16 protein-coding genes and 1 pseudogene are annotated in these 19,948 nt (G+C 46.6%); 7 read left to right on the top strand and 10 right to left on the bottom strand.

Annotation, left to right across the window (positions count from 1 at the left end):
* Positions 1–379 precede the first annotated feature (379 nt).
* Positions 380–550 (bottom strand): hypothetical protein, encoded by a 171-nt coding sequence (locus tag QUA97_RS26265; protein WP_194009063.1) that lies wholly within the window; start codon positions 548–550, stop codon positions 380–382.
* 166 nt (positions 551–716) lie between these two features.
* Between QUA97_RS26265 and QUA97_RS26260 the strand changes: the two genes are divergently transcribed.
* The 3 genes from QUA97_RS26260 to speA all read left to right on the top strand — a co-directional run bounded on the left by QUA97_RS26260 (position 717) and on the right by speA (position 4,937).
* Positions 717–1,307, top strand: a complete 591-nt coding sequence (locus tag QUA97_RS26260; RefSeq protein WP_194070357.1) for a DUF3611 family protein — start codon at positions 717–719, stop codon at positions 1,305–1,307.
* 233 nt (positions 1,308–1,540) lie between these two features.
* On the top strand, positions 1,541–2,683 hold the full coding sequence (locus tag QUA97_RS26255) for a helix-turn-helix domain-containing protein (RefSeq protein WP_194070359.1): 1,143 nt from the start codon (positions 1,541–1,543) through the stop codon (positions 2,681–2,683).
* Positions 2,684–2,927: 244 nt separating this feature from the next.
* The gene (gene speA, locus QUA97_RS26250; protein WP_194070361.1) at positions 2,928–4,937 is read left to right on the top strand and encodes a biosynthetic arginine decarboxylase; all 2,010 of its coding nucleotides are present in this window, start codon (positions 2,928–2,930) and stop codon (positions 4,935–4,937) included.
* Between the two features lie 226 nt (positions 4,938–5,163).
* On the opposite strand, the gene QUA97_RS26245 is transcribed toward speA, so the two are convergent.
* The 7 genes from QUA97_RS26245 to QUA97_RS26215 form a co-directional block, all read right to left on the bottom strand.
* Entirely contained in the window at positions 5,164–6,324 is a 1,161-nt protein-coding gene (locus tag QUA97_RS26245; RefSeq protein ID WP_194009059.1) for a sugar phosphate nucleotidyltransferase, read from the bottom strand.
* 316 nt (positions 6,325–6,640) lie between these two features.
* Positions 6,641–7,453 (bottom strand): segregation/condensation protein A, encoded by an 813-nt coding sequence (locus QUA97_RS26240; RefSeq protein ID WP_194070366.1) that lies wholly within the window; start codon positions 7,451–7,453, stop codon positions 6,641–6,643.
* 665 nt (positions 7,454–8,118) lie between these two features.
* Positions 8,119–8,946, bottom strand: a complete 828-nt coding sequence (locus QUA97_RS26235) for a DUF3153 domain-containing protein (RefSeq protein WP_333197118.1) — start codon at positions 8,944–8,946, stop codon at positions 8,119–8,121.
* A 334-nt stretch (positions 8,947–9,280) separates the two neighbouring features.
* Positions 9,281–10,585 carry a TldD/PmbA family protein gene (locus tag QUA97_RS26230; protein ID WP_333197115.1) on the bottom strand — a complete coding sequence of 435 codons (1,305 nt, stop codon included), beginning with the start codon at positions 10,583–10,585 and terminating at the stop codon, positions 9,281–9,283.
* Between the two features lie 351 nt (positions 10,586–10,936).
* The gene (locus QUA97_RS26225) at positions 10,937–12,922 is read right to left on the bottom strand and encodes an adenylate/guanylate cyclase domain-containing protein (protein ID WP_333197112.1); all 1,986 of its coding nucleotides are present in this window, start codon (positions 12,920–12,922) and stop codon (positions 10,937–10,939) included.
* Positions 12,923–13,211: 289 nt separating this feature from the next.
* Positions 13,212–13,733, bottom strand: coding sequence for a tetratricopeptide repeat protein (locus QUA97_RS26220; RefSeq protein WP_333197109.1), 522 nt, complete (start codon positions 13,731–13,733; stop codon positions 13,212–13,214).
* 47 nt (positions 13,734–13,780) lie between these two features.
* Positions 13,781–14,140 carry a single-stranded DNA-binding protein gene (locus QUA97_RS26215; RefSeq protein WP_333197106.1) on the bottom strand — a complete coding sequence of 120 codons (360 nt, stop codon included), beginning with the start codon at positions 14,138–14,140 and terminating at the stop codon, positions 13,781–13,783.
* 331 nt (positions 14,141–14,471) lie between these two features.
* On the opposite strand from QUA97_RS26215, the gene QUA97_RS26210 reads away from it, so the two are divergent.
* The 3 genes from QUA97_RS26210 to mreD all read left to right on the top strand — a co-directional run bounded on the left by QUA97_RS26210 (position 14,472) and on the right by mreD (position 16,936).
* Positions 14,472–15,479, top strand: a complete 1,008-nt coding sequence (locus QUA97_RS26210) for a rod shape-determining protein (RefSeq protein ID WP_194070376.1) — start codon at positions 14,472–14,474, stop codon at positions 15,477–15,479.
* An 87-nt stretch (positions 15,480–15,566) separates the two neighbouring features.
* Positions 15,567–16,370: a rod shape-determining protein MreC gene (gene mreC, locus QUA97_RS26205; RefSeq protein WP_194070371.1), complete on the top strand. Its 804-nt coding sequence runs from the start codon at positions 15,567–15,569 to the stop codon at positions 16,368–16,370.
* Positions 16,370–16,936: a rod shape-determining protein MreD gene (gene mreD / locus QUA97_RS26200; RefSeq protein ID WP_194070372.1), complete on the top strand. Its 567-nt coding sequence runs from the start codon at positions 16,370–16,372 to the stop codon at positions 16,934–16,936. Before mreC ends, mreD begins: the two co-directional genes overlap by 1 nt.
* 225 nt (positions 16,937–17,161) lie before the next feature.
* Here mreD and QUA97_RS26195 read toward each other — a convergent pair whose 3' ends face one another.
* Positions 17,162–17,953 carry an HAD family hydrolase gene (locus QUA97_RS26195; protein ID WP_194070373.1) on the bottom strand — a complete coding sequence of 264 codons (792 nt, stop codon included), beginning with the start codon at positions 17,951–17,953 and terminating at the stop codon, positions 17,162–17,164.
* Positions 17,954–18,199: 246 nt separating this feature from the next.
* Between QUA97_RS26195 and argB the strand changes: the two genes are divergently transcribed.
* Positions 18,200–19,111 carry an acetylglutamate kinase gene (argB, locus tag QUA97_RS26190; RefSeq protein ID WP_194070374.1) on the top strand — a complete coding sequence of 304 codons (912 nt, stop codon included), beginning with the start codon at positions 18,200–18,202 and terminating at the stop codon, positions 19,109–19,111.
* A 372-nt stretch (positions 19,112–19,483) separates the two neighbouring features.
* Here argB and QUA97_RS26185 read toward each other — a convergent pair.
* Positions 19,484–19,792: pseudogene (locus QUA97_RS26185) on the bottom strand (DUF5615 family PIN-like protein); the annotation flags it as partial.
* Positions 19,793–19,948: the final 156 nt, after the last annotated feature.

The raw sequence follows: 19,948 nt of genomic DNA, 5'->3' as shown, positions 1-19,948 counted from the left end.
CATTCGGGGTACTTCGCGCTGCGCGAAGATTCATCCCGAATGAATATACCGAGGGACTTCCCGGCTGGATAGTTAAACCGGTGTTTCTCGATTGACAAGTCACTGGGCTTGTTCTAATTAATATTCTAATCAATTCCCGAAGTGGTCGCGGTCAGCAGGGTGACACCCTTGCGAGTGACAGTCCTGACCAACTGTGAGGCTGAGGGGCCCAAAAACTGATATCAGCCCCCGACGCTAGCTCAGGGTAAATCCCCAAATTTTAGACTTTTGTTCCTCCTCCCAAATGAATCTGTGGAGTCAAATCTAAAATCTAAAACTTGCGCTGAGCGAAGCCGAAGTATCTAAAATCTCAAATCGACTGACCGCGCCATTGCTAAAATTAGGTGAGACCTAACCAGGCCAGCAACCCCTGCCCTGTGACATACTCGATAATTACAGTTAGGGAAAAACCGATCATCGCAGCTCGACCGTTAAGGCGTTCCGCGTAGCTGTTAAAGCCAAACTTTGGTTGTTCGAGTTTGGGAGTGACGGTGGGTTGTAGTTGTGCCATTGCTTTATATACCTTGCGATCGACGCTGTTCAAATGTGAAATCGAATGTCAGTTACAAATCTTAAACATTTCTGCTTCCATTATAAAGAGGGTTAACCGCCATCAACCGTCCGCGCTAAAAAAAACTGCTGCTAACTCAAGCCACTTAATTATATCCGCTGAAAATATGACCAATCAGTTAGATACCGATAAGCCTCCTGTAGCCGTACAGCGAGTTGCCTTTGCCCTTCGTACAGCAGGCTGGATTTGCTTCTGGGTGCAGTTAGTGCTAGCGGTGGTAGCGGCGATCATTTTGCTCTTTGCCATCCCCTTCGCCATCCCTAGCGCCACTGCTGCTGCTCGCTCAACCAGTGCCGGCACCGGTGGCGGTGTATTTTTTGCAATTTGCGGGCTGGCAGTTCTTGGTTACAGCGTATTTCGGGCTTGGGGTTTCACTCGCTTGTCGAAACAACTGCGATCGCCCGCAGGCGCTGTCCGCCCTAAAAAAGCAGACACCATCAAACAGGTTCAGTTGACTCTGATCGGCAATTTGTCAGGACTGCTGCTGACGCTGATCGGTGCAGAAGCCATCAGCGGCACGCTTTTAGCCAAATCTCTAGCTCAGCCGCAAGCTTTGTTCGGGGCCGCCGTCGATTTCAGCAGATTTATTCAGCCTTTGGACATATTTGTGGTATTGGCAAATACTCACGCCACGGTTGCCCACTTTGTCGGAATTGTCGGGACTCTTTGGTTGCTCGATCGCATCCACAAAATCTAAAAAATTGTAATCGGTAATCGGTAATTGGGAATTCTTTCTTTCTCCCCCGATCGCCCTCCCAAATTGATGCGGACTCAAGTCCGAACGATCGAACTTCTCCCCCGATCCTCCTCCCGAATTGATGCGGACTCAAGTCCGAACGATCGAACCTCTCCCCCGATCCCCCTCCGGAATCAATGCCAAGCTGTCGAAGAACTTATTCAGATACCTTCTAGCAAGACAACACAAACATCATGGCACTGAAACCCGAGGCTTATTTTGGGGTGACAGATCACGCAACTATTGAAATTTCTCAAGAAAGTTTTCGTTCTGTCCTCGGTCAAATAGAAGCTGAACTCCTCTGTAGCGACACCTACAGCCACGCTCTAGCTAGCTTGCAAACCATGTTGGGTGAAGCAGCATCTGCAGCGGAAATTTTAATTAGAGCCGTTAGCAGAGAAGCTGTCAAGCTGGCATTTGACAGGTTTGGCAAACCAAACAACACGGAAATCCAAGTTGTAGAAGAGACTTTCGCTGCTGCAACTTCCGCCGCCCTATCGGTTAGAGAATTAGAGCCGTCAGTACCCGATCCTGTGTTCTATTGGCGCAACGCTGCTGTGGAAGCGCCCCCCCAAACCGAGGTCGAGACTGAAGATGGCGAGACAGAAAATCACTCTTCACAAGAAGAGCAACCAGCGCCTCAAGACGAAATTAAAGTTGAGTCGGCTGCACCAGCAACTGTCATCGCCCCTGCAAAATCCTTTCCGGGGTTCGGTTTTCTCAACAAGACCAAAAAACTCACCAAGGAAGAAGAAGCAGCAATCGCAGTTGAACAGCGAGAAGAGTCTCTGCGGGAGTTGGGTATAGAGTTACGCAAGGGGCGACAAGTTCGATCGCTATCCCTCCAACAACTCCACAGTCAAACTCTCGTCCCGCTGCACCATATTGAGTCGATCGAAAATGGGGAAATTGAGAAACTGCCCCAGGATATTTACGTTAGAGGTTTTATCCGCAGGTTGGGCGATGCCTTGGGACTAGACGGCACCGCGATGGCAAATGCTTTGCCCAAACCGGCTCCGAGTCTCGTAATTGCTAACACCTATTTGTCTGTTTCTGACTCGGATTCAGCCGACGGCTTTCAAATGCGTCCCGTGCATTTATACCTCGGTTACACCGCTTTGATGGCTGGGGCGATCGGGGGTGTGGGTTGGCTGTCACAGCAACCTGTAGTACCGGGCGCCAATGCAGTACCTGAGCCGCAGGTGAAACCGCCCGCCTCTGTTGCGCCGGCTCCGAAGAGCCAAGAAAAAGCGCCTCAGCCGGGTTTGAAGAAGTCTCATAACGGGGCGATGATTGTGGGGGCTGACATGGCACCGCCGGAGGTGATTTTTGGTTAGAGTGTGTCGGGCGATCGATCGCCTGACAGCACTCGTGGCGCACGTAAACTGGGAAACCGGATTTGCGAGTTTACATCCATGCGTACATACAGCTTGAATATAGCGGTTCGATCGCGTGGTGAGGTATGCCCGGGGCAGGCCGGCGCGGGCCGGCTCGGGCCTAGTGAATTTTCCACTGCATCAGGAAACCCGATATCTGCGATAGACTATCTATTTGACCACTCATTTCGAGGTTTTCAATAAGATGAGCTCCCCAGCTACCGTTGCTTCCTCCGATACCGAGTCGCTATCGACTCAGACGCCAACAGTCACGAGTTTGGTTCCTTCAGACGGTGCTTTGGTAGCGGCTGCTGAACAGCCACAAAAATCTTGGACAATAGAAGATAGCGAGAAACTATACCGCATTCAAGGCTGGGGCGAACCCTATTTTTCCATCAATGCCGCCGGTCACGTTACAGTGTCTCCCAAGGGCGATCGCGGCGGTTCCCTCGACTTGTACGAACTGGTTGAATCGCTCAAACAGCGCAATTTAGCTTTGCCCCTGCTGATTCGATTTTCCGATATTTTGGAAGATCGGATCGATCGCTTAAATTCCTGTTTTGCCAGAGCAATCGCTCGCTACAGTTACAAAAATGTCTATCGCGGCGTCTTTCCAGTCAAATGCAACCAGCACCGACAGTTAGTTCAAGATTTGGTGCGTTTCGGTCAACCCCATCACTTCGGACTGGAAGCCGGCTCAAAACCAGAATTAATGATCGCTTTGGCGACTTTGAAAACCCCTGGCGCTTTGTTGATTTGCAACGGTTACAAAGACCGCGAATACATAGAAACCGCAATTTTGGCGCAGCGGCTAGGGCAAACTTCCGTGATTGTGCTGGAGCAAATTGAGGAAGTAGGACTCGCAATTGCCGCCAGCATTGCATTAAAAATTAAACCTGTTTTGGGAGTGCGAGCCAAACTCACTACCAAAGGCGTTGGCCGCTGGGGAGGTTCCACGGGCGATCGGGCAAAATTTGGCTTGACAATTCCAGAAATTATCCGCGCCGTCGGCGAACTAGAACAAGCAGGAATGCTCGACTGTTTGCAGTTGCTGCACTTCCACATCGGCTCTCAAATTTCCTCAATTAGCGTCATCAAAGATGCCATTAGAGAAGCCAGCCACATTTATGTAGAATTAGCTAAATTGGGAGCTAATATGAACTACTTGGACGTAGGCGGCGGGCTCGGCGTTGACTACGACGGCTCTAAAACAAATTTCCACACTTCCAAAAACTACAATATGCAAAACTACGCAAACGACGTAGTAGCGGGAGTGAAAGATGCCTGCGACGAGCGGAAAATTCCTGTACCAATTATCATCAGCGAAAGCGGGCGGGCGATCGCATCTCACCAATCAGTTTTAGTTTTTAACGTACTCGGTACTAGCGATGTCCCCAGAGAAGTACCAGAACCAGTAGACAAAAACGCGCATCTTATTCCGCGCAATCTCTACGAAATTTACCAATCAATCACACCCGAAAATTACCAAGAAGTCTATCACGATGCGATCCAATTTAAGGAAGAAGCCGTCAGTTTATTTAACTTAGGCTATTTGGGAATTGCGGAACGGGCAAAAACCGAACAGTTGTACTGGGCTTGCTGCGATAAAATACAGGCGATCGCGCGGCAAAAAGAATACGTTTCGGACGATTTGGAAGACCTAGAAAAGGTGATGGCGTCTATTTATTACATCAACCTATCTGTTTTCCAGTCAGTACCAGACAGTTGGGCAATCAATCAATTGTTCCCAATTATGCCCCTTAACCGACTCGACGAAGAACCTACTGCGCGCGGTATTTTAGCCGATATAACCTGCGACAGCGACGGTAAAATCGACCAATTTATCGATTTGCGAGATATCAAGTCGGTTTTGGAACTGCATACTCTCAAGCCGGGAGAACCTTACTATTTAGCGCTATTTTTGGGAGGTGCTTATCAAGAAATTATGGGCAACCTTCACAACTTATTCGGCGATGCAAATACAGTTCATATTCAGCTAACGCCTTCTGGCTATCATATCGAACACGTAGTGAAAGGAGACACTATGAAAGAAGTCCTCAGCTACGTACAGTACGATTCAGAAAGCTTGGTTGAAAGCATCCGCCGTCAGACAGAAGCAGCTTTGCAGCAAAATAAAATTACTCTTTCTGAAGCCCAACTTTTGCTGCAAAATTACGAACGAAGTCTGGGCCAGTACACCTATCTTCAGTCGTAATTAATCATATCGCGTCCGATCGATCGGTTTGTAGTGCGGACTTTAGTTCGCGTTTTACGGACTAAAGTCCTCACTACAAACGATTTTTACTCGTTACCAGCACCTTACCTTTAGAAAATACCCACTATGGCGGTTCGATCGCGTGGTGAGGTATGCCCACGGAGGCCACGGAGGCCTATGCCCACTCCTAGCACCTCATGTTACGCTCGAAAGGCTATACCAATTATTAAAGATTACCGAGAATTGCTGCGATCGCCCGCCGCTCTTCTCCGTGTTGAGTAGGCAAAACTTGGCGAGCGTCAGTAATCAGCCAATCGAGCGCCGCTTCTTGCAAATCGATCGCAGCTCCGGTTTTGTCAACGCAATAGCGCCCGAACACCAGTTTGTCAATCAACCGCACCTCTGGGCCTAAACGGGAATACTCAAAAATCACACTGTTTTGCACAGTCGCCCCGCTGCACACCCAACAATTTGGGCCGATCATTGTCGGGCCCACAATTTTTGCTCCATCCTCAATAATGGTCATCCCGCCAATGTAAACAGGCCCGGTAATATCAACCTTATCCCAGTTCACAGCCACATTCAAACCAGCGTAAACGCCGGGGCGCACTTCAATTCCCGGAATTGAAACATTTTTAATTTCTCCCAACAGCACGCTCTGAATTGCCCGCCAATAGTCAGGAACTTTGCCAATATCCACCCACTCAAAGTCCATGCTAATTCCGTAAAACGGAGCCCCTGCTTCTACTAGCGCGGGGAATAACTCGGAACCGATATCGTACTCTTTACCCGAAGGGATGTAATTGAATATTTCCGGTTCAAAAATATAAATCCCAGTATTGATGTCGGTACTCAGAGCTTCTTCTACAGAAGGTTTTTCTTGAAAAGCTTTAATTCTGCCAGAATCGTCTGTCACCACCACTCCGTAACTGGGAACTTGTTCCCGAGGAACAGATTTCATCACAATAGTAGCGATCGCCCCTTTTTCCCGGTGCCACTTCACAGCAGCAGTCAAGTCCAAGTCAATCAAAGCGTCCCCGCACAGCACCACAAAAGTATCATCAAAAAACGGTGAAAAATCCTGAATCCGTTTCATGCCGCCAGCCGAACCGATGGCTTCTCCAATCATTTTTCCGTCTTCAATCCGGCCTTCAAAAGAATAGCCAATTTGTACCCCAAACTTTTGACCGTCTCGGAAATAGTTCTCAATCACGTCGGCCAAGTGAGAAACATTGACCATAATCTGATCGAACCCATGCTGGCGGAGCAATTCAACCAAAAATTCCATCACTGGCTTTTGCAGGATCGGAATCATCGGTTTGGGTATTGTCTGAGTAATGGGACGGACGCGAGTGCCTTTACCGGCCGCCAGAATCATCGCTTTCATTATTAACTTCCTCAACCCTCTATTAATTGATATCAACTCAACACTTAGATGCTAGCGGTTGCGATCGCGATCGGTGCGATCGCAGCACAATCCCGACTTGTTTATAGGCGACATCGTACCAGGCTATTAATGATTTATTCCCTATTTACTAGATTTAAAAAATCAGGAATCGAGAATTAACCAGAACTTCGCAATCGGGCTGTCCGCGTTTCATACTCAGCCTTAGAATATCGGCGAGCAAGGTTCTGCCTAAAGTCTTAACCGACGCAGGGGGAGAGTTATTGGTTTCCCCGGTTGACTACCATGCCGTTTCAGTTCACAGCGGCCGGATTTTGAGGTCTTGGTAAAACTCCTCTTGAAGCAACTCTACTTTAGACTGAGCCGACAGCAACAATAACGCCCAAAAAACACCCACACGGTCATGATTTGGCAAGTGAACTTCCCCAGTCGATAGCGGGGACTCGGCGTCAACAGGAGAGTGCAAATCGTGATGGCGCCAAAGTTCCAGAAGTTCTTCCAAGTCGAGCCAGCCCTCATCAATTTCAGACCCGCGCCCTGTCAGAAGCCGTTCTAGTTCGCTAGCAGTTTCCACAAGATTTTCTTGGTGAGCTAGCTCAAAAATAGCCTGGGCTGCTTGCGATCGCATTTTTGAGGTCGGGCGGCGGCGAGGAGCAACTGTCTGCTCCATTGCTGCTTTCATAAGCTGCAACTGCTCGATTAGTTCCGGGAGAGTCACCGGGCGTTTTTGTGGGAGTTGAGCGACACCGCGACGGCGCAATTGTCGCTCCAAATGCTGCGGCAAATGTCGCCCTCCCGAATGCTCTGAGTCTTCTAGCGCGGCCTCGTCGAATTCAGGATTTGCGGGGGGTTCAGAGAGAACGATACTTTCTGCTTTGAGCAGCACCAGCATTGAAGCGTACAAAAACGCTTGACCCGAGTGGGACAAATCGGAGAAATCCGTACCCCTATCGGCATCGCAGGCGTTTGTCAGTTTGCTCAAACATCGATCGAACACTTCAATGACTTGCACGTCCCAAGGATTGATTTCTCCCCGTTCTGCCAAATCAATTAAAATTGCGATTCCCTCAGAAATCGTTTCTAAACCATTTTGGTCTCTGGAAACAACCATTAAATTTTAGATTTTAGATTTTAGATTCTTTGATATCAAATCCGTTGGCATCGGAATAGTAAATTCACTGTTAACTGTTAACTGTTAACTGTTGACCGTTGACTGTTAACTGTTGACTGTTGACTGTTAACATCATGTATGAGTGCAACCGGAATTGATCTGACTTCGCGAGCGAACAAGTTTTAGATTTTAAACTGATACATTTACCCAGAAAAAAACCGTTTTTTTTATCCTAAATTGGCTCGTTCCCAGGAAGAGCCTGGTAATGCAAATCCAGAGGATCTACCTCCTTATTATCTCGCAACTTGCAGGAAAGAAAACTGTAGGAGGTGCTTAAGTTATTAAGTTTTCTATCCTAAGCAATACTTCGGACAGTTTTTTAAAGCCTCTGGAAGCTTTACAGTGCAAGTCTTCACATTTTTAATCTTTTTTTCAAACTTAAGGCTCAACTTAAACTTAGAAAAAATAGTCCACACTTTAGCCAGCATGGGTTTCAGATATTCGATCGTGCCTAAAACTGTCCGAAGTATTGTCCTAAGTAAAGTTCGCAGTACATCAGTCAGCGTCCGTAACTTAAGAGCGGACGGTCGTCCGCACTACGAACCGTTTTTGTTATGGTAATCAACCGGACACGATATGACTCGCCCAGATCAAATATATCCTCTTTAGGTTTGGCCGAGGTTTTGCGGTTTCTTGCCGATTCCGAGTCCTGGCAATATTTGATATTTCAAAGCAATACCCGCCGCCACAAATAAGGCAATAATTAACGCCCCAATCCCTACGGGGCTCGGAATCCAGAATGTCGCCTCCAAATAGTTAATTTCCCCTGGTTTGAGCTTCCAAACTAACTGCTTTCCTTCGCGGTAAATTTCGGGTACGAGCGCACCGGCTACAGTTTCCATACTTTCTGCGCCCCAAGGCGTGTTCAAGCTAAATTCTAGCTCCAAAAGCCCCCCCGGACTCAGCAGCAAACTGCCGTTTGAGGAAAGCAGAGAAAGAGAGCGCAAATCCAATTCCAAACTCAACCGATTTCGCAGCACCAATAACAAATTATTCTGCTTGACATCCATGTGAGATTCAAACTTCGGTAAATCGGTTTCTAGCTTACTTGCGACGGGAGGATTTTTGGTGGTTTGTGCGATCGGATTGTAGAATTTGTTGAACTTGTTTTGTAACTCGGCTCCATTATTAAAAGGAATAGTCACCATAACTTCTGTCTCGGAAAGCCGTTTAGTTTTTCCGTTCAGCAACCTCACCCGCTGTTCTACGCTGTTTAACCAATCTCCAACAGTTTCGCTGCTGAAGCTGGTCAACTTTTCCCCCAGTTTAATGTGCTGGACAATTTCGCCGCGAGTTTGACTTTGAAAGTTGACTCCGACATCGTACTGAACACATCCAGTCACTAGAGTTAAAAGGCAAAGAACAAAAGGTAAAAGAAAGAAAAAGTGCTTTTTCTTCTTCCCAGTTCCATCCTTGACATTTTGCTCTTTCATTGTACCTTTTCCCTGTTTTTTCCTATTTGCATGACTTAGCAAAGCGATAATTTGCCGACACAGTTTCTGTTTTTTTCTGACAACTCTCGACTTATATCAAATCCTCTCTTCATCGGAATAGTAAATTCACTGTTGACTGTTGACTGTTAACAGTTGACTGTTGACGGTTAACATCATTCCGATGCAACCGGAAACGATATTACGCACTGCGGAATAAAAACCCGGTTTCTTAACAGTATTGGCGATTTCACCGACGGTTTTTGGCAGAAACCGGGTTTTTGGGGCCAAGCGTCATAACATTTTTATGGCAAAAGTTTTTCTAGGAGCACTCAACTTATTGCCTTGAAGCGACACCCAACTGTTGAAACAGCATACTCGGCAAATATGCCGCACCGCCTACCCATTCGGCTTCGCTGCTCAAATCTGCCAAATTTTTAAAGGCTTCAAAAATGCTGCCTGCGACCATTGTATTCTTGACGCGACCGACTATTTTGCCTTTTTCTACTTTATAGCCTAAGTCTAAATTGACTGAAAATTCTCCTGCTAATTGATTGGATTGACCGGCACCTAAAACTTGCTCTACTATTAGACCTTCGTCCATGCTAGCAATCAAGTCTTGGATGCTGGTGTTTCCTGGGGAAATGCAGAAGTTAGTCAAATCAGGGCCTGGGCGCGACAATCCACCGCGAAAACCGTTGCCGGTTGATTGTACACCGGCGCGGGCGGCCCACCTGCGATCCCAATAAAATCCGGTGACGGTGCCTTTTTCAATTAAGGTTTTGCGGGTGGTGGGCGTACCTTCGTCGTCGAAGGGACAGGCGGAAGGGCCTAAAGTTGGGTCTTCAAAAAAGGTGAAGCGTTCGTCAAATAAGGTTTCGCCGATTTTGTCGGCTAGGGGAGAGGCTTTTTGAACTACGGTTTGACCTGAAAGGATGGTATCAAAGAGGCTGCCTAATGTGCTGGCGGCGGCTCTGGGGGTGAACAATACTGGGTAGGAACCGCTGGCGATGGTGGCCCGATGTTCGGCGAGGCGGTATTTTTCGAGGAGTGATTGGAGGATGCTGTTGGTGTCCAGGGCCCGATCGCGCGCGACTTCGTAACTGTATGCTTGCATAAAGTCTTCTCCTTTGACCAAATTTCCGGCGATCGTCCCGCTGACTATTTGGCTGCTTCTTTCGGCATACACATCTCGCGTCGTGGCAATTTTGACGCGGCCGCTGCGGACGTGAAAGCCTACATCTACCATAATATCGGGATTGTAGGCGTGAACTTGCTCAATGAGGTTTTTGCCGTTTTCGACTAATTCGGCAGTTGTGGGCGGAGTGTAGGTGGTTTCCGGGCCTTTTAGGTGGAAGTTGGAGGCGAGTTCAAATTCGGCCGGATCGCCGATTTCGGCTGTTTGAATCGCTGCATCGACTAAATCGTCTATCCGGGTTAAGTCTGTGGAACTAGCAAAGCCGATTTTGCCTTGGTAAATTAGCCGGAGTGCTACGCCTTGCAGTGCTTTGGTTTGCAGGGATTTGAGGCGATTGTTTTCAAATTCGATCGGCGTGTCTTGACTCGACAGGTAGTATACTTCAGCGGCCGAGGCTCGCTGACTTGCCAATTTCAATATCTGTTCTATGGTGGAATCGCTCACAATAATCGCCTTTGAGGTTGGTCTTTGTTTTATTTTAGCGATTTTGGGTGTGGCCAGAAACCGGCTTTTTTCCAAAAACATCGATACCCCACCGAAAAACTGCGAAAAACCCGGTTGCTTTGATTTTGGGTGTGGCCAGAACTCGCAAAGACTTAGAAACCGGGTTTTTTCGCGAATCTGTCGGCTACAGCGAAGTCTTGTCATAAAAACCCGGTTTCTCGACACCCGCGCGTAAAACCATCCATCGCTTGTCACCTTCATTTTCCGAAGCATTTTATAGCGCCAAAACTTTTCCCTGGCTGGAAGAACAAGTTAACAGTTATTCACCTATCGAGTGCTAGTGGCTAATATTCATCGCCCCCGACCCAAAAGCCAATAGGTCATCATTTCTCCTCTTCCCTTGACCTGGATCGTACCCCTTGGCTCTAGTAAGTATTTATGCTGTAATTTGAGATAAGTCGCATCGGAGACTTGAATGTATCCCGGTTTACCGTGGGATTCCATCCTTGAGGCGATATTCACCGCATCACCCCAGAGGTCATAGATAAATTTCTTAATCCCAATTACTCCCGCAATTACAGGCCCGGTATTAATCCCGATCCGAATTTGTAGAGATTCCCCAAAAATATTCTCCACCTCTTGCATATAGGCGTGCATATCCAACGCCATGTTGGCGATCGCTTCGGCATGATCCGTTCGAGAAACGGGTAAACCACCAACTACCATGTAGGCATCCCCAATGGTTTTAATTTTCTCTAAACCATACTTTTCAGTGAGTTGATCGAAGGCAGAGAAAATTTGGTTCAAACCTGCTACCAATTGCATCGGCTCTATGCGAGCCGAGATCCCAGTAAAACCTACGATATCCGCAAACAAAATCGTGGCTTCTTCAAAATGTTCAGCAGGGGATTCATTAGTTCGCATGAGGCGATCGGCAATTTCCGCAGGTAAGATATTCAAAAGTAATTGTTCTGACCTTTCTTTTTCTTGGCGCAGTTCTCCTGTTCTTTGCTCCACTCTATCTTCCAACTCGACCTTTGCCAAATGGAGGGCATCTAGAGAATCCTTCAGTTGTTGGGTCATGCCGTTAAAAACGTTGGCTAATTTGCCAAGTTCAACGATGGAACTAACTTCGACTTGTTGGTTGAGATTGCCCTTGGCGATCGCTTCCGAAGCAGTAGTTATCCGCTCCACAGGACGGATAATCCGGCGAGCGGTCAGAATACCCAACAAAATTGCCAAAATCAAAGTTGCTAAACAGAGCAGGATTGTAGTCTGAGTATTGGCATAAATCTGATTCATAAAGTCTGCTTCTGGAATAGTGACCACCACCAACCAGTCAATACCTTTACCATCTCGAAAAGGATCGACTCGGACAAAATAATTTTTACCATCGACGGCAAATTTCAGTTGATGAGGTGCATAGATATTTTGAAAATCCTGAAACTGCTCTAGTAAAGCTTGACTTGCTTTTTGGGTGATGACATTGCTACTATTGACAACCTTGAGTCGTTCAATTCGTTGCTCTGGCAGTTGGACAACCTTGTCTGGGTAATATTGAAAGGGCTTTTCCCCTGTAGAGGTGGCAATCATTTCTCCAGAACGTTCCAGAATAAAACTTTGCCCAGTTTTACCGATTTTGAGTTGGCTTAAAAAATCCCCAAACATTATTAGATTTAAGCTGGTCATCCACACTCCTTGGAGATCTCCAGTCTGGGTATATATGGGTTTGCCCGCCGCAATATATAGGTATTTACCTGTAATGTGAGGATACAGTTTTGCCCAAACAGCTTGTTTTTGCTGGACTGGAATTTTATAGTAGGGGCGGTTGCGGGGGTCAAAGTTAGGTTTCCCGGCGTTGATAATTTCTCGGCGTTCCCCTTCTGGACTGGCGGTATAGGTAGTCAAAGTGTGGTTATTTTCTACCTCCGAAGTACGGATGACGATCGCGCCATCATCCTGCCGCTCACCAGCAAAAAACTCTTGATTGGGGGTAACAAAAGCTGCGGCAGCAACAAGGGGAAAGGCAGGGAGTTGTCCCCATAGAAACTTCTCTACGTCTCTCCCATTATTAAGATCGATGCGGTTTTGGCTCAGGGCTGTATCATAGTTTTCAAAGCATTGAAAAGGAATAGCCACCAAATAAGTTAGATTTTCCTTGATGCGATCGCTAGTATCATTCCGCAACTGAGTAGCTACATCATTTACTGCTTTTTGACCGTTTCTATAGGAAAGATAACCAACAACAGCCACTGCTCCAACTGTTTGGACAACAAATGGAACAATTAGTAGTATTTGTAGGGGAATTTTTTTGAAAAGTCCAGGTGATAATGGCATCCTTAAGAAGCTTTGGCAAGTAATGTTGCCATTACGGGACAAAAAATAACCCTGAGCGATAGATCGAACTGTTGCTGCCTATTTTGTCATGGACGATCGGAAATGCTGAATTTTGATACAATTTTTTACACTCAGCAATAGCAACCCCTTGCTAAGGGTTGGAAATGAATATTTTTTCACCGTTTAAGTAGATAGGCCCTGTAAAAAGCAACTATGTAAACGATTGTCAAGTATTGAAATGCGCTAAGCGTGGCTGGCTTAGGGTTGTTTACATTAAGTAGAAGTTAGCCTAACTTAGCCATACTAAAGAGCAAAAAATTATAATTGTTGCAATTAATGCCACCCAAATAAACTGATTATCTTTCGTATTAACCTGGCTCAAATCAACAGGTTCCGGTGCAACTAATTTGGGTTTGGCGTACTTGATATCAGCCTTGGGATTGGCCTGAAAACTGATTGATTGATTTTCATCCAAAGCTGCTAAATCGGGGATTTTCACCATCCATTCGGGAGGGATGGTGAGTTTGGGGGCTTCGAGTATGAATAGCAAGCGCTTGGCTTGCTGGCGGGTTTCTTGGCGGGGATGGCGGGTGAGTTTGCGGCAAAGGTCGATCGCCCTTTCTGTATCGCCAGAGGCTTCGTAGGCCGTCACCAGCCACATCTGCACTTCGCCGCCCAACGGGGAATTGCGATCGACCAAACCCATCGCTGTTTCTAAACTCTCGACGGATCGAGCGTAGCGGCCGCTCTCAAAAGCTACTCGGCCAGCTTGATACTCTGTTTGAACAATTTCTAACTTTTCGGAAGTCACCAGCCGCCACCCAATTCACAAATATTAGTTGCCAAATTCCTCAAACACTAGAATTCGCTGTTTTGTTGCGACATACCCGACTCGTTGTCGCGCTTGGAACCCAGCAAGTCTAACTGGTCTACTCTAATTACTGGCATTGAGCGATTAGCTCCTGTACTGCGATCTTGCCAGCGATCGAACTTCAAAGAGCCTGTCACCCCAATTTGAGCGCCTTTGCGAACGTAATCAGCAGCAATCTGCGCTGTTTTGCCCCAGATTTCTAGAGTAAACCAGTCTGGTTCGTCGTTATTGCGCGATCGTCTTCTCACTGCCAGCGTCAACTTGCACTTAACTGTACCCGACTCAAAATATTTTACGTCCGGGTCGCCGCCGACGCGGCCTACTAAAGTCACAACATTAAGACTCATAAACTTTTTCGGGAATGTGCTCGATTGGTGGTGTAGTTAAACTCTCCTGGACTCGCGATCGTCTGCCAGCTTAACTTGTAACAGCGCGAATCAGGGCTTCATCCTGATTTTACACCCACTTACCAGAACATATTGATTGTGGATGATTGGCGAGTCTTCACTCAACTCGCGATCGACAATGTACGTTTCTGACTAGACTCAGAATGAAAAACGTAATAGAATCCACCTCGGTTACACTTTTGTAACAACATTATTGCACACATTAGTATTTTAGTTTGGGGGGGGGTACAAATCAGTGGGTCTTCTCAATCGATTTTCCTTATCTAGAGATATGGGTATCGACCTCGGTACTGCTAACACGCTCGTTTATGTATCCGGCAAAGGTATTGTTCTGCAAGAACCGTCTGTAGTGGCGATCGACCAAGACTTAAAAATACCGCTGGCTGTCGGAGAAGATGCTAAAAAAATGCTCGGGCGCACGCCAGGGAATGTCATAGCACTGCGCCCGCTGCGCGACGGGGTAATCGCAGACTTCGATACTGCCGAACTCATGCTCAAGACTTTTATCCGCAGGGTTCACGAAGGGCGAACCATCGTTTCGCCCCGGATAATTATTGGCATCCCCAGCGGTGTCACCGGAGTGGAGAGGCGTGCTGTCATTGAGGCGGCAACTCAGGCCGGTGCTAGAGAAGTACGTTTAATTGATGAACCTATCGCTGCGGCGATCGGGGCCGGACTGCCTGTTGCTGAGGCGACTGGCAATATGATTATAGATATCGGCGGGGGTACGACGGAAGTTGCGGTTTTGAGCTTGCAAGGTACGGTAATCAGCGAGTCTGTGCGGGTAGCGGGTGACGAACTCAATGAGTCGATCGTCCAATACATGAAAAAAGTTCACAATTTGGTCATCGGCGAACGCACTGCTGAAGAAATTAAAATTCAAGTGGGCTCTGCATATCCGACGACTGAGGATGACGACGTAATTATGGAAGTGCGGGGCTTGCACTTGCTCTCCGGTCTGCCGCGAACTGTTACGATCAAAGGCCCAGAAATTCGCGAAAGTATGTCGGAACCGCTTTCAGTAATTGTGGAAGCTGTCAAGCGTACTTTGGAACGCACTCCCCCAGAATTAGCAGCAGATATTATTGACAGGGGAATTATGCTGGCCGGCGGCGGGGCGCTGATGAAAGGTTTAGATACTCTGATCAGTCACGAAACAGGAATTGTCACTCACGTGGCAGCCGATCCCCTGTGCTGCGTGGTTTTGGGCACTGGTAGGGTCTTGGAAAATAAACAGTTGGAACGGGTTTTCAGCGGGCAGTCGTCGCGCAATATGTAGTTAACAAATTTGGGATTTTGGATTTAGAAATAGGGCTGCCATCTCAAATCTAAAATCCTGACATAACAATTTTACATTACTGAGATTATGCTAAAAAACACAATCCGCAGGTGGTGGGATCTGCGTCTACCAATAGCTCTTTTAGGTTTAGCTGTAACTGCTGCTTGGGGAGTTAGACAAACACAAGGTGCTCCACTGTTTGAAGTTTACAATTGGGTGTCTCGTCCTTTTCAAGCCAACGGCTCGGGACAAGAGCAACTCATCTCGGCGCGGACTCAAGAATTGCAAGCGCGGCTATTAGAATCGGAAGCTCAAAATCAAAAACTAAAAGATCTTTTAGGTTATGTTTCTGCTAAGAAACCTAAAGGAATTGTCGCTCCTATTGTCGGCCGCAGCGCTGACCACTGGTGGCAGCAAATTACTTTGGGACGCGGCAGTAATGATGGCATAAAAACAGATTTTACTGTGATGGGCCCTGGCGGTTTGGTAGGTCGGGTTGTCAGCGTTACTCGTAATACTAGCTTGGTGCTTTTAGTCAGCGATCCTACGAGTCAATTGGGTGTGGGAATTACTCGCAGTCGCAACATGGGTTTTATGCGGGGTAAAGGCGGAAATCAGGCTGTAATGGAGTTTTTTGATAATGTTCCCAATGTCAAGCCTGGGGATGTGGTTTCAACTTCTTCTTTCAGTCAGTTGTTCCCTGCTGGTTTGCCGGTGGGAAAAATCGTTTCCGTGGATATGAATAAAACTCCGGCTCCTGAAGCTGTTGTTGAGTTTTCTGCACCGATGAATTCTCTGGAATGGGCGGTGATTTACCCTCACTCTAAGGAAGTTGAACAAAAGAATGCTGCTGGTGAATCTTCTGCGCCGAATGGGGGAGAAAAGCAGTAATGAAGGCTTTATCTAGAATGTTTGGGCGATCGCGCAAATTTCTCAACTTTGGCGTTACATTTGTTTCTGTACTGCTGTGCTTACTAATATTGCCCACTCGGATGCCGGGAATGGAATTGCTGGGAATTAGCCCTAACTGGCTGTTAATTTGGTTGGTAGCTTGGAGTATTAAGCGGAAACGTACAGTTTGGGGAGCCGCTAGCATGGGCGTGGTTTTGGGGTTTCTTCAAGATGCGATGACTGCTCCTCATCCTAGCCACGCTGTGAGTCTAGTTATTGTAGGAGTCTTAACGGTTGTTTTGCTCAAAACCTGGTCGATTCCGGCGGATATTGTGGAGAGAGATCCGATTCCGATCGCGCTAATTGTGTTTGGGATGGCGGTGGTGGCGGAAACGGTGATGGGGCTGCAATTTTTGGCTGTGGGCGATCGGGCTTTAGTAGAAATTTGGAGCGATCACCAGCGAGTGGCTTTGTGTTCTGCTATTCTCAGCAGTCTTTGGGCTCCGGTGATTTATTTTCCCCTCAATCACTTGTGGGAAATGACTAGGAGTTTAGAAAAATCTTAGTTAGTCAGTAGTCAGTAGTTAGTAGTCAGTAGTCATTAGTCATTAGTCATTAGTCATTGGTTATTGGTTATTGGTTATTGGTTATTGGTTACTTGCTACGAATTCCCAATCCCTCCGCTTCGCTCCGCCCACTTCTCAATTCCCAATAACAACTAACAAATAACAGTCAACAGTCAACAGTCAACAGTTAACAGTTAACAGTCAACAGTCAACAGTCAACTGTTGTCACTCAACGATCGCCTTTGGGGCCGCTCCTAATAAGTGATGAACGGCAATAATCAAGTCGCTGAGAATGAAATTAGGCTGGTGTTTTTGCAGTTGATGGCGGCTGCGAATGCCGCAGGTAACGGCAATTGTAGGTATTCCCAATGCTTGTCCCGCGAGGATATCTGCTTCGGTATCTCCGATCATCCAAGCCGAACCGAGAGATGACTCAAATTCTTCGGCAACTTCAGCTAACAATTCGGTTTTTAAGGCTGTATAGTTGTGGTAGGCAGCATCCGGCATTTGAGTGCCGCGAATGCTGGTAAACAGTCTGGCTAAACCGTAATTTTGCAACAGTTGAACGGCTTGATGTCTCGGCCGCAGGGTGACTAAAATAAGTCGCACGCCGCGGGAGTGCAAAAGCGCGATCGCCCATTGCACTCCCGGCTGAAGGCGATCTAGGTGCAACAAGTCTGGCTGATTGACAATCCGACTCACGCATCCGAGAAAAACCTGAATTTCTGCTCCCGACAAGCCGGAAGATTTGGCTATTTCAGCATCGGGGACTCGATTTTGTTTCATTTGCCAAAACTGCTGTTTGCTGAGGATTTGCAGGTTGAGGCTGATTCCTCGCTCGCTACAGGCTGCTTGAGTGTCGGCTAATCCCTGTTTGTAAGTGCTGTAGTAGCGATCGGACACATCGACAATCGGCCCGTCTAAATCGCAAAATACCGTCATTCGGGGGGACGAGTCAGCCTCTGATGGTAGCGTGTACTGAGGGTTTTCGGAATTGGGGGCGACAGCAGTTAACATATAAGGTTAAGTAAATCAAGGATAACAATACATTTCTTGACTTTACCAAGAATTTTATAAGTTATAAGACAAAATTTCAAGCTATATCATTAAAAAAACCTATGATAATTATGAGGATAGCTCTCAAAAAGGGCGATCGGGCCAATCGTCGATAAATTCCAGGGAAAAAGTGATTTTTGTAGCTGTTGATATTTGCTTTAGCCATTAAAGTTTAGAATTAAGTTTTTAGTCTTTTGTAAATTACCCATGCTCAAACAAAGCGATTTTGTTAGGAATCCAGACACTAATCGAGTAGAGGTGCTTTCCGAAGCACTGCCTTACATTCAAAACTTTGCCGGCCGCACAATTGTAGTCAAATATGGCGGTGCGGCGATGAAAGATAGCACTCTCAAAGACAAAGTAGTTCGGGATATTGTGCTCCTAGCTTGTGTGGGGATGCGTCCGGTTGTCGTTCACGGCGGCGGCCCGGAAATTAATATTTGGCTGGAAAAATTGGGAATTGAGCCCCAATTTAAGGATGGTTTGCGAGTAACTGATGCAGCGACAATGGAAGTCGTAGAAATGGTTTTGGTGGGGAAAGTAAATAAGGAAATTGTTTCGTTAATCAACCAAGCTGGCGGCAAAGCAGTGGGATTGTGCGGCAAGGATGCGAATCTGATTCAAGCTCGTCCAGATGGCCGCGAGGGAATTGGGTTTGTTGGTGAAGTTAGCGGCGTGGAAGTCAATATTTTGGAGTCTTTGGTGAACAGCGGTTATATTCCGGTGGTGTCGAGCGTGGCGGCGGATCAGTTCGGTCAATCTTACAACATTAATGCTGACACAGTGGCTGGGGAAATTGCCGCTGGTTTGGGAGCAGAAAAATTGATTTTGATGACTGATACTGCGGGAATTTTGGAGGATTATCACAAGCCGGAGAGTCTGATTGCTAAGTTGGATATTCAAGAAGCGAGACAGTTAGTTGAGTCGGGAGTTGTGTCTGGGGGGATGATTCCGAAGGTTAATTGTTGTGTGCGAAGTTTGGCTCAGGGTGTGAAGGGCGCTCACATTATTGACGGGCGAATTCCTCATGCTTTGCTGCAAGAAATATTCACGGATGCAGGGATTGGCTCGATGATTGTTGCTTCTGAGTTTAGCGGGGGGAAGTTAAGGTATAAGTAGGGCGTGAATGTTAGTTTGGGGCGGGTAAGTGAAGCGATAAATCATTGCTTTACCCGTCCAGAGAATTGCTTTCTAGTTTACCAGTAGGACTTGTGGGAACTGTTGTTGAAGTGTATGATACAGAAAAAAAGGTCAGTATTTAGTGGAGTTGTCTGATAGTTAAGGGATTGAATATGCTATGGCTATTTTGAAAGCAGATGAAATTTTAGTTCTGTAATATGAACTTGCAGTTGCTTAGGAATGTGAGGGGAATAAAAGTTCGATAAGGGCGATCGCACTTTGGGATTCGGGATGAGAAAGCCGAGATCCCTTTTAGTTATTTCGGGAAAAAAGGGATCTCGCTATCATTTTTTACTCTCGAATGCGAATTCTCTAAACTTCTACCAGTAGTAATTTACCTCGATAATGCTCCTCACTATCGTGCAATGATAAGTATTCTGTTAGCCTTGGCATCAACTGAGGAATTATTTCCGGGTGATTTCTCAATTGAAGAGAAATGATTCCTTGATATGAACTTGGCGGATAAGTCACAATATCTGCGAATTCTCCATTGAGAGAAACAAGTATGGTATTTAATTCCTGAGCTTTGGCAATGACAATAGTATCTGGAGATTCAATTGGAATGTAATCTCCCAATACAAAAACTTCATGTTCGTTATCGCGAAGGATTTGAATAATAGACTTAGGAACGCATTGTCAATAAACAATCTTAAACTTCTTAGGCAACTGTTTCAAAATTCGACAAATCGCGAGCATAATCACTGTAGTTTAGACTAAAAAATAAGCGTAGCTAAAAGTAGCCACCTTTGAATCTCAGGCAAGCTGTTGCTTAAAAAC

The sequence above is a fragment of the Microcoleus sp. CZ3-B2 genome, from assembly GCF_036705055.1.
GTDB lineage: Bacteria > Cyanobacteriota > Cyanobacteriia > Cyanobacteriales > Microcoleaceae > Microcoleus.
The sequence above is the reverse complement of the archived record's forward strand: the minus strand, read 5'-3'. Positions and strand labels throughout refer to the sequence as shown.

Excerpts from the sequence above, each read along its gene's own strand:
- QUA97_RS26265 (WP_194009063.1), bottom strand. The coding sequence starts at position 550 with ATGGCACAACTACAACCCACCGTCACTCCCAAACTCGAACAACCAAAG.
- QUA97_RS26260 (WP_194070357.1), top strand. The coding sequence starts at position 717 with ATGACCAATCAGTTAGATACCGATAAGCCTCCTGTAGCCGTACAGCGA.
- QUA97_RS26255 (WP_194070359.1), top strand. The coding sequence starts at position 1,541 with ATGGCACTGAAACCCGAGGCTTATTTTGGGGTGACAGATCACGCAACT.
- speA (WP_194070361.1), top strand. The coding sequence starts at position 2,928 with ATGAGCTCCCCAGCTACCGTTGCTTCCTCCGATACCGAGTCGCTATCG.
- QUA97_RS26245 (WP_194009059.1), bottom strand. The coding sequence starts at position 6,324 with ATGAAAGCGATGATTCTGGCGGCCGGTAAAGGCACTCGCGTCCGTCCC.
- QUA97_RS26240 (WP_194070366.1), bottom strand. The coding sequence starts at position 7,453 with ATGGTTGTTTCCAGAGACCAAAATGGTTTAGAAACGATTTCTGAGGGA.
- QUA97_RS26235 (WP_333197118.1), bottom strand. The coding sequence starts at position 8,946 with ATGAAAGAGCAAAATGTCAAGGATGGAACTGGGAAGAAGAAAAAGCAC.
- QUA97_RS26225 (WP_333197112.1), bottom strand. The coding sequence starts at position 12,922 with ATGCCATTATCACCTGGACTTTTCAAAAAAATTCCCCTACAAATACTA.
- QUA97_RS26215 (WP_333197106.1), bottom strand. The coding sequence starts at position 14,140 with ATGAGTCTTAATGTTGTGACTTTAGTAGGCCGCGTCGGCGGCGACCCG.
- QUA97_RS26210 (WP_194070376.1), top strand. The coding sequence starts at position 14,472 with ATGGGTATCGACCTCGGTACTGCTAACACGCTCGTTTATGTATCCGGC.
- mreC (WP_194070371.1), top strand. The coding sequence starts at position 15,567 with ATGCTAAAAAACACAATCCGCAGGTGGTGGGATCTGCGTCTACCAATA.
- mreD (WP_194070372.1), top strand. The coding sequence starts at position 16,370 with ATGAAGGCTTTATCTAGAATGTTTGGGCGATCGCGCAAATTTCTCAAC.
- QUA97_RS26195 (WP_194070373.1), bottom strand. The coding sequence starts at position 17,953 with ATGTTAACTGCTGTCGCCCCCAATTCCGAAAACCCTCAGTACACGCTA.
- argB (WP_194070374.1), top strand. The coding sequence starts at position 18,200 with ATGCTCAAACAAAGCGATTTTGTTAGGAATCCAGACACTAATCGAGTA.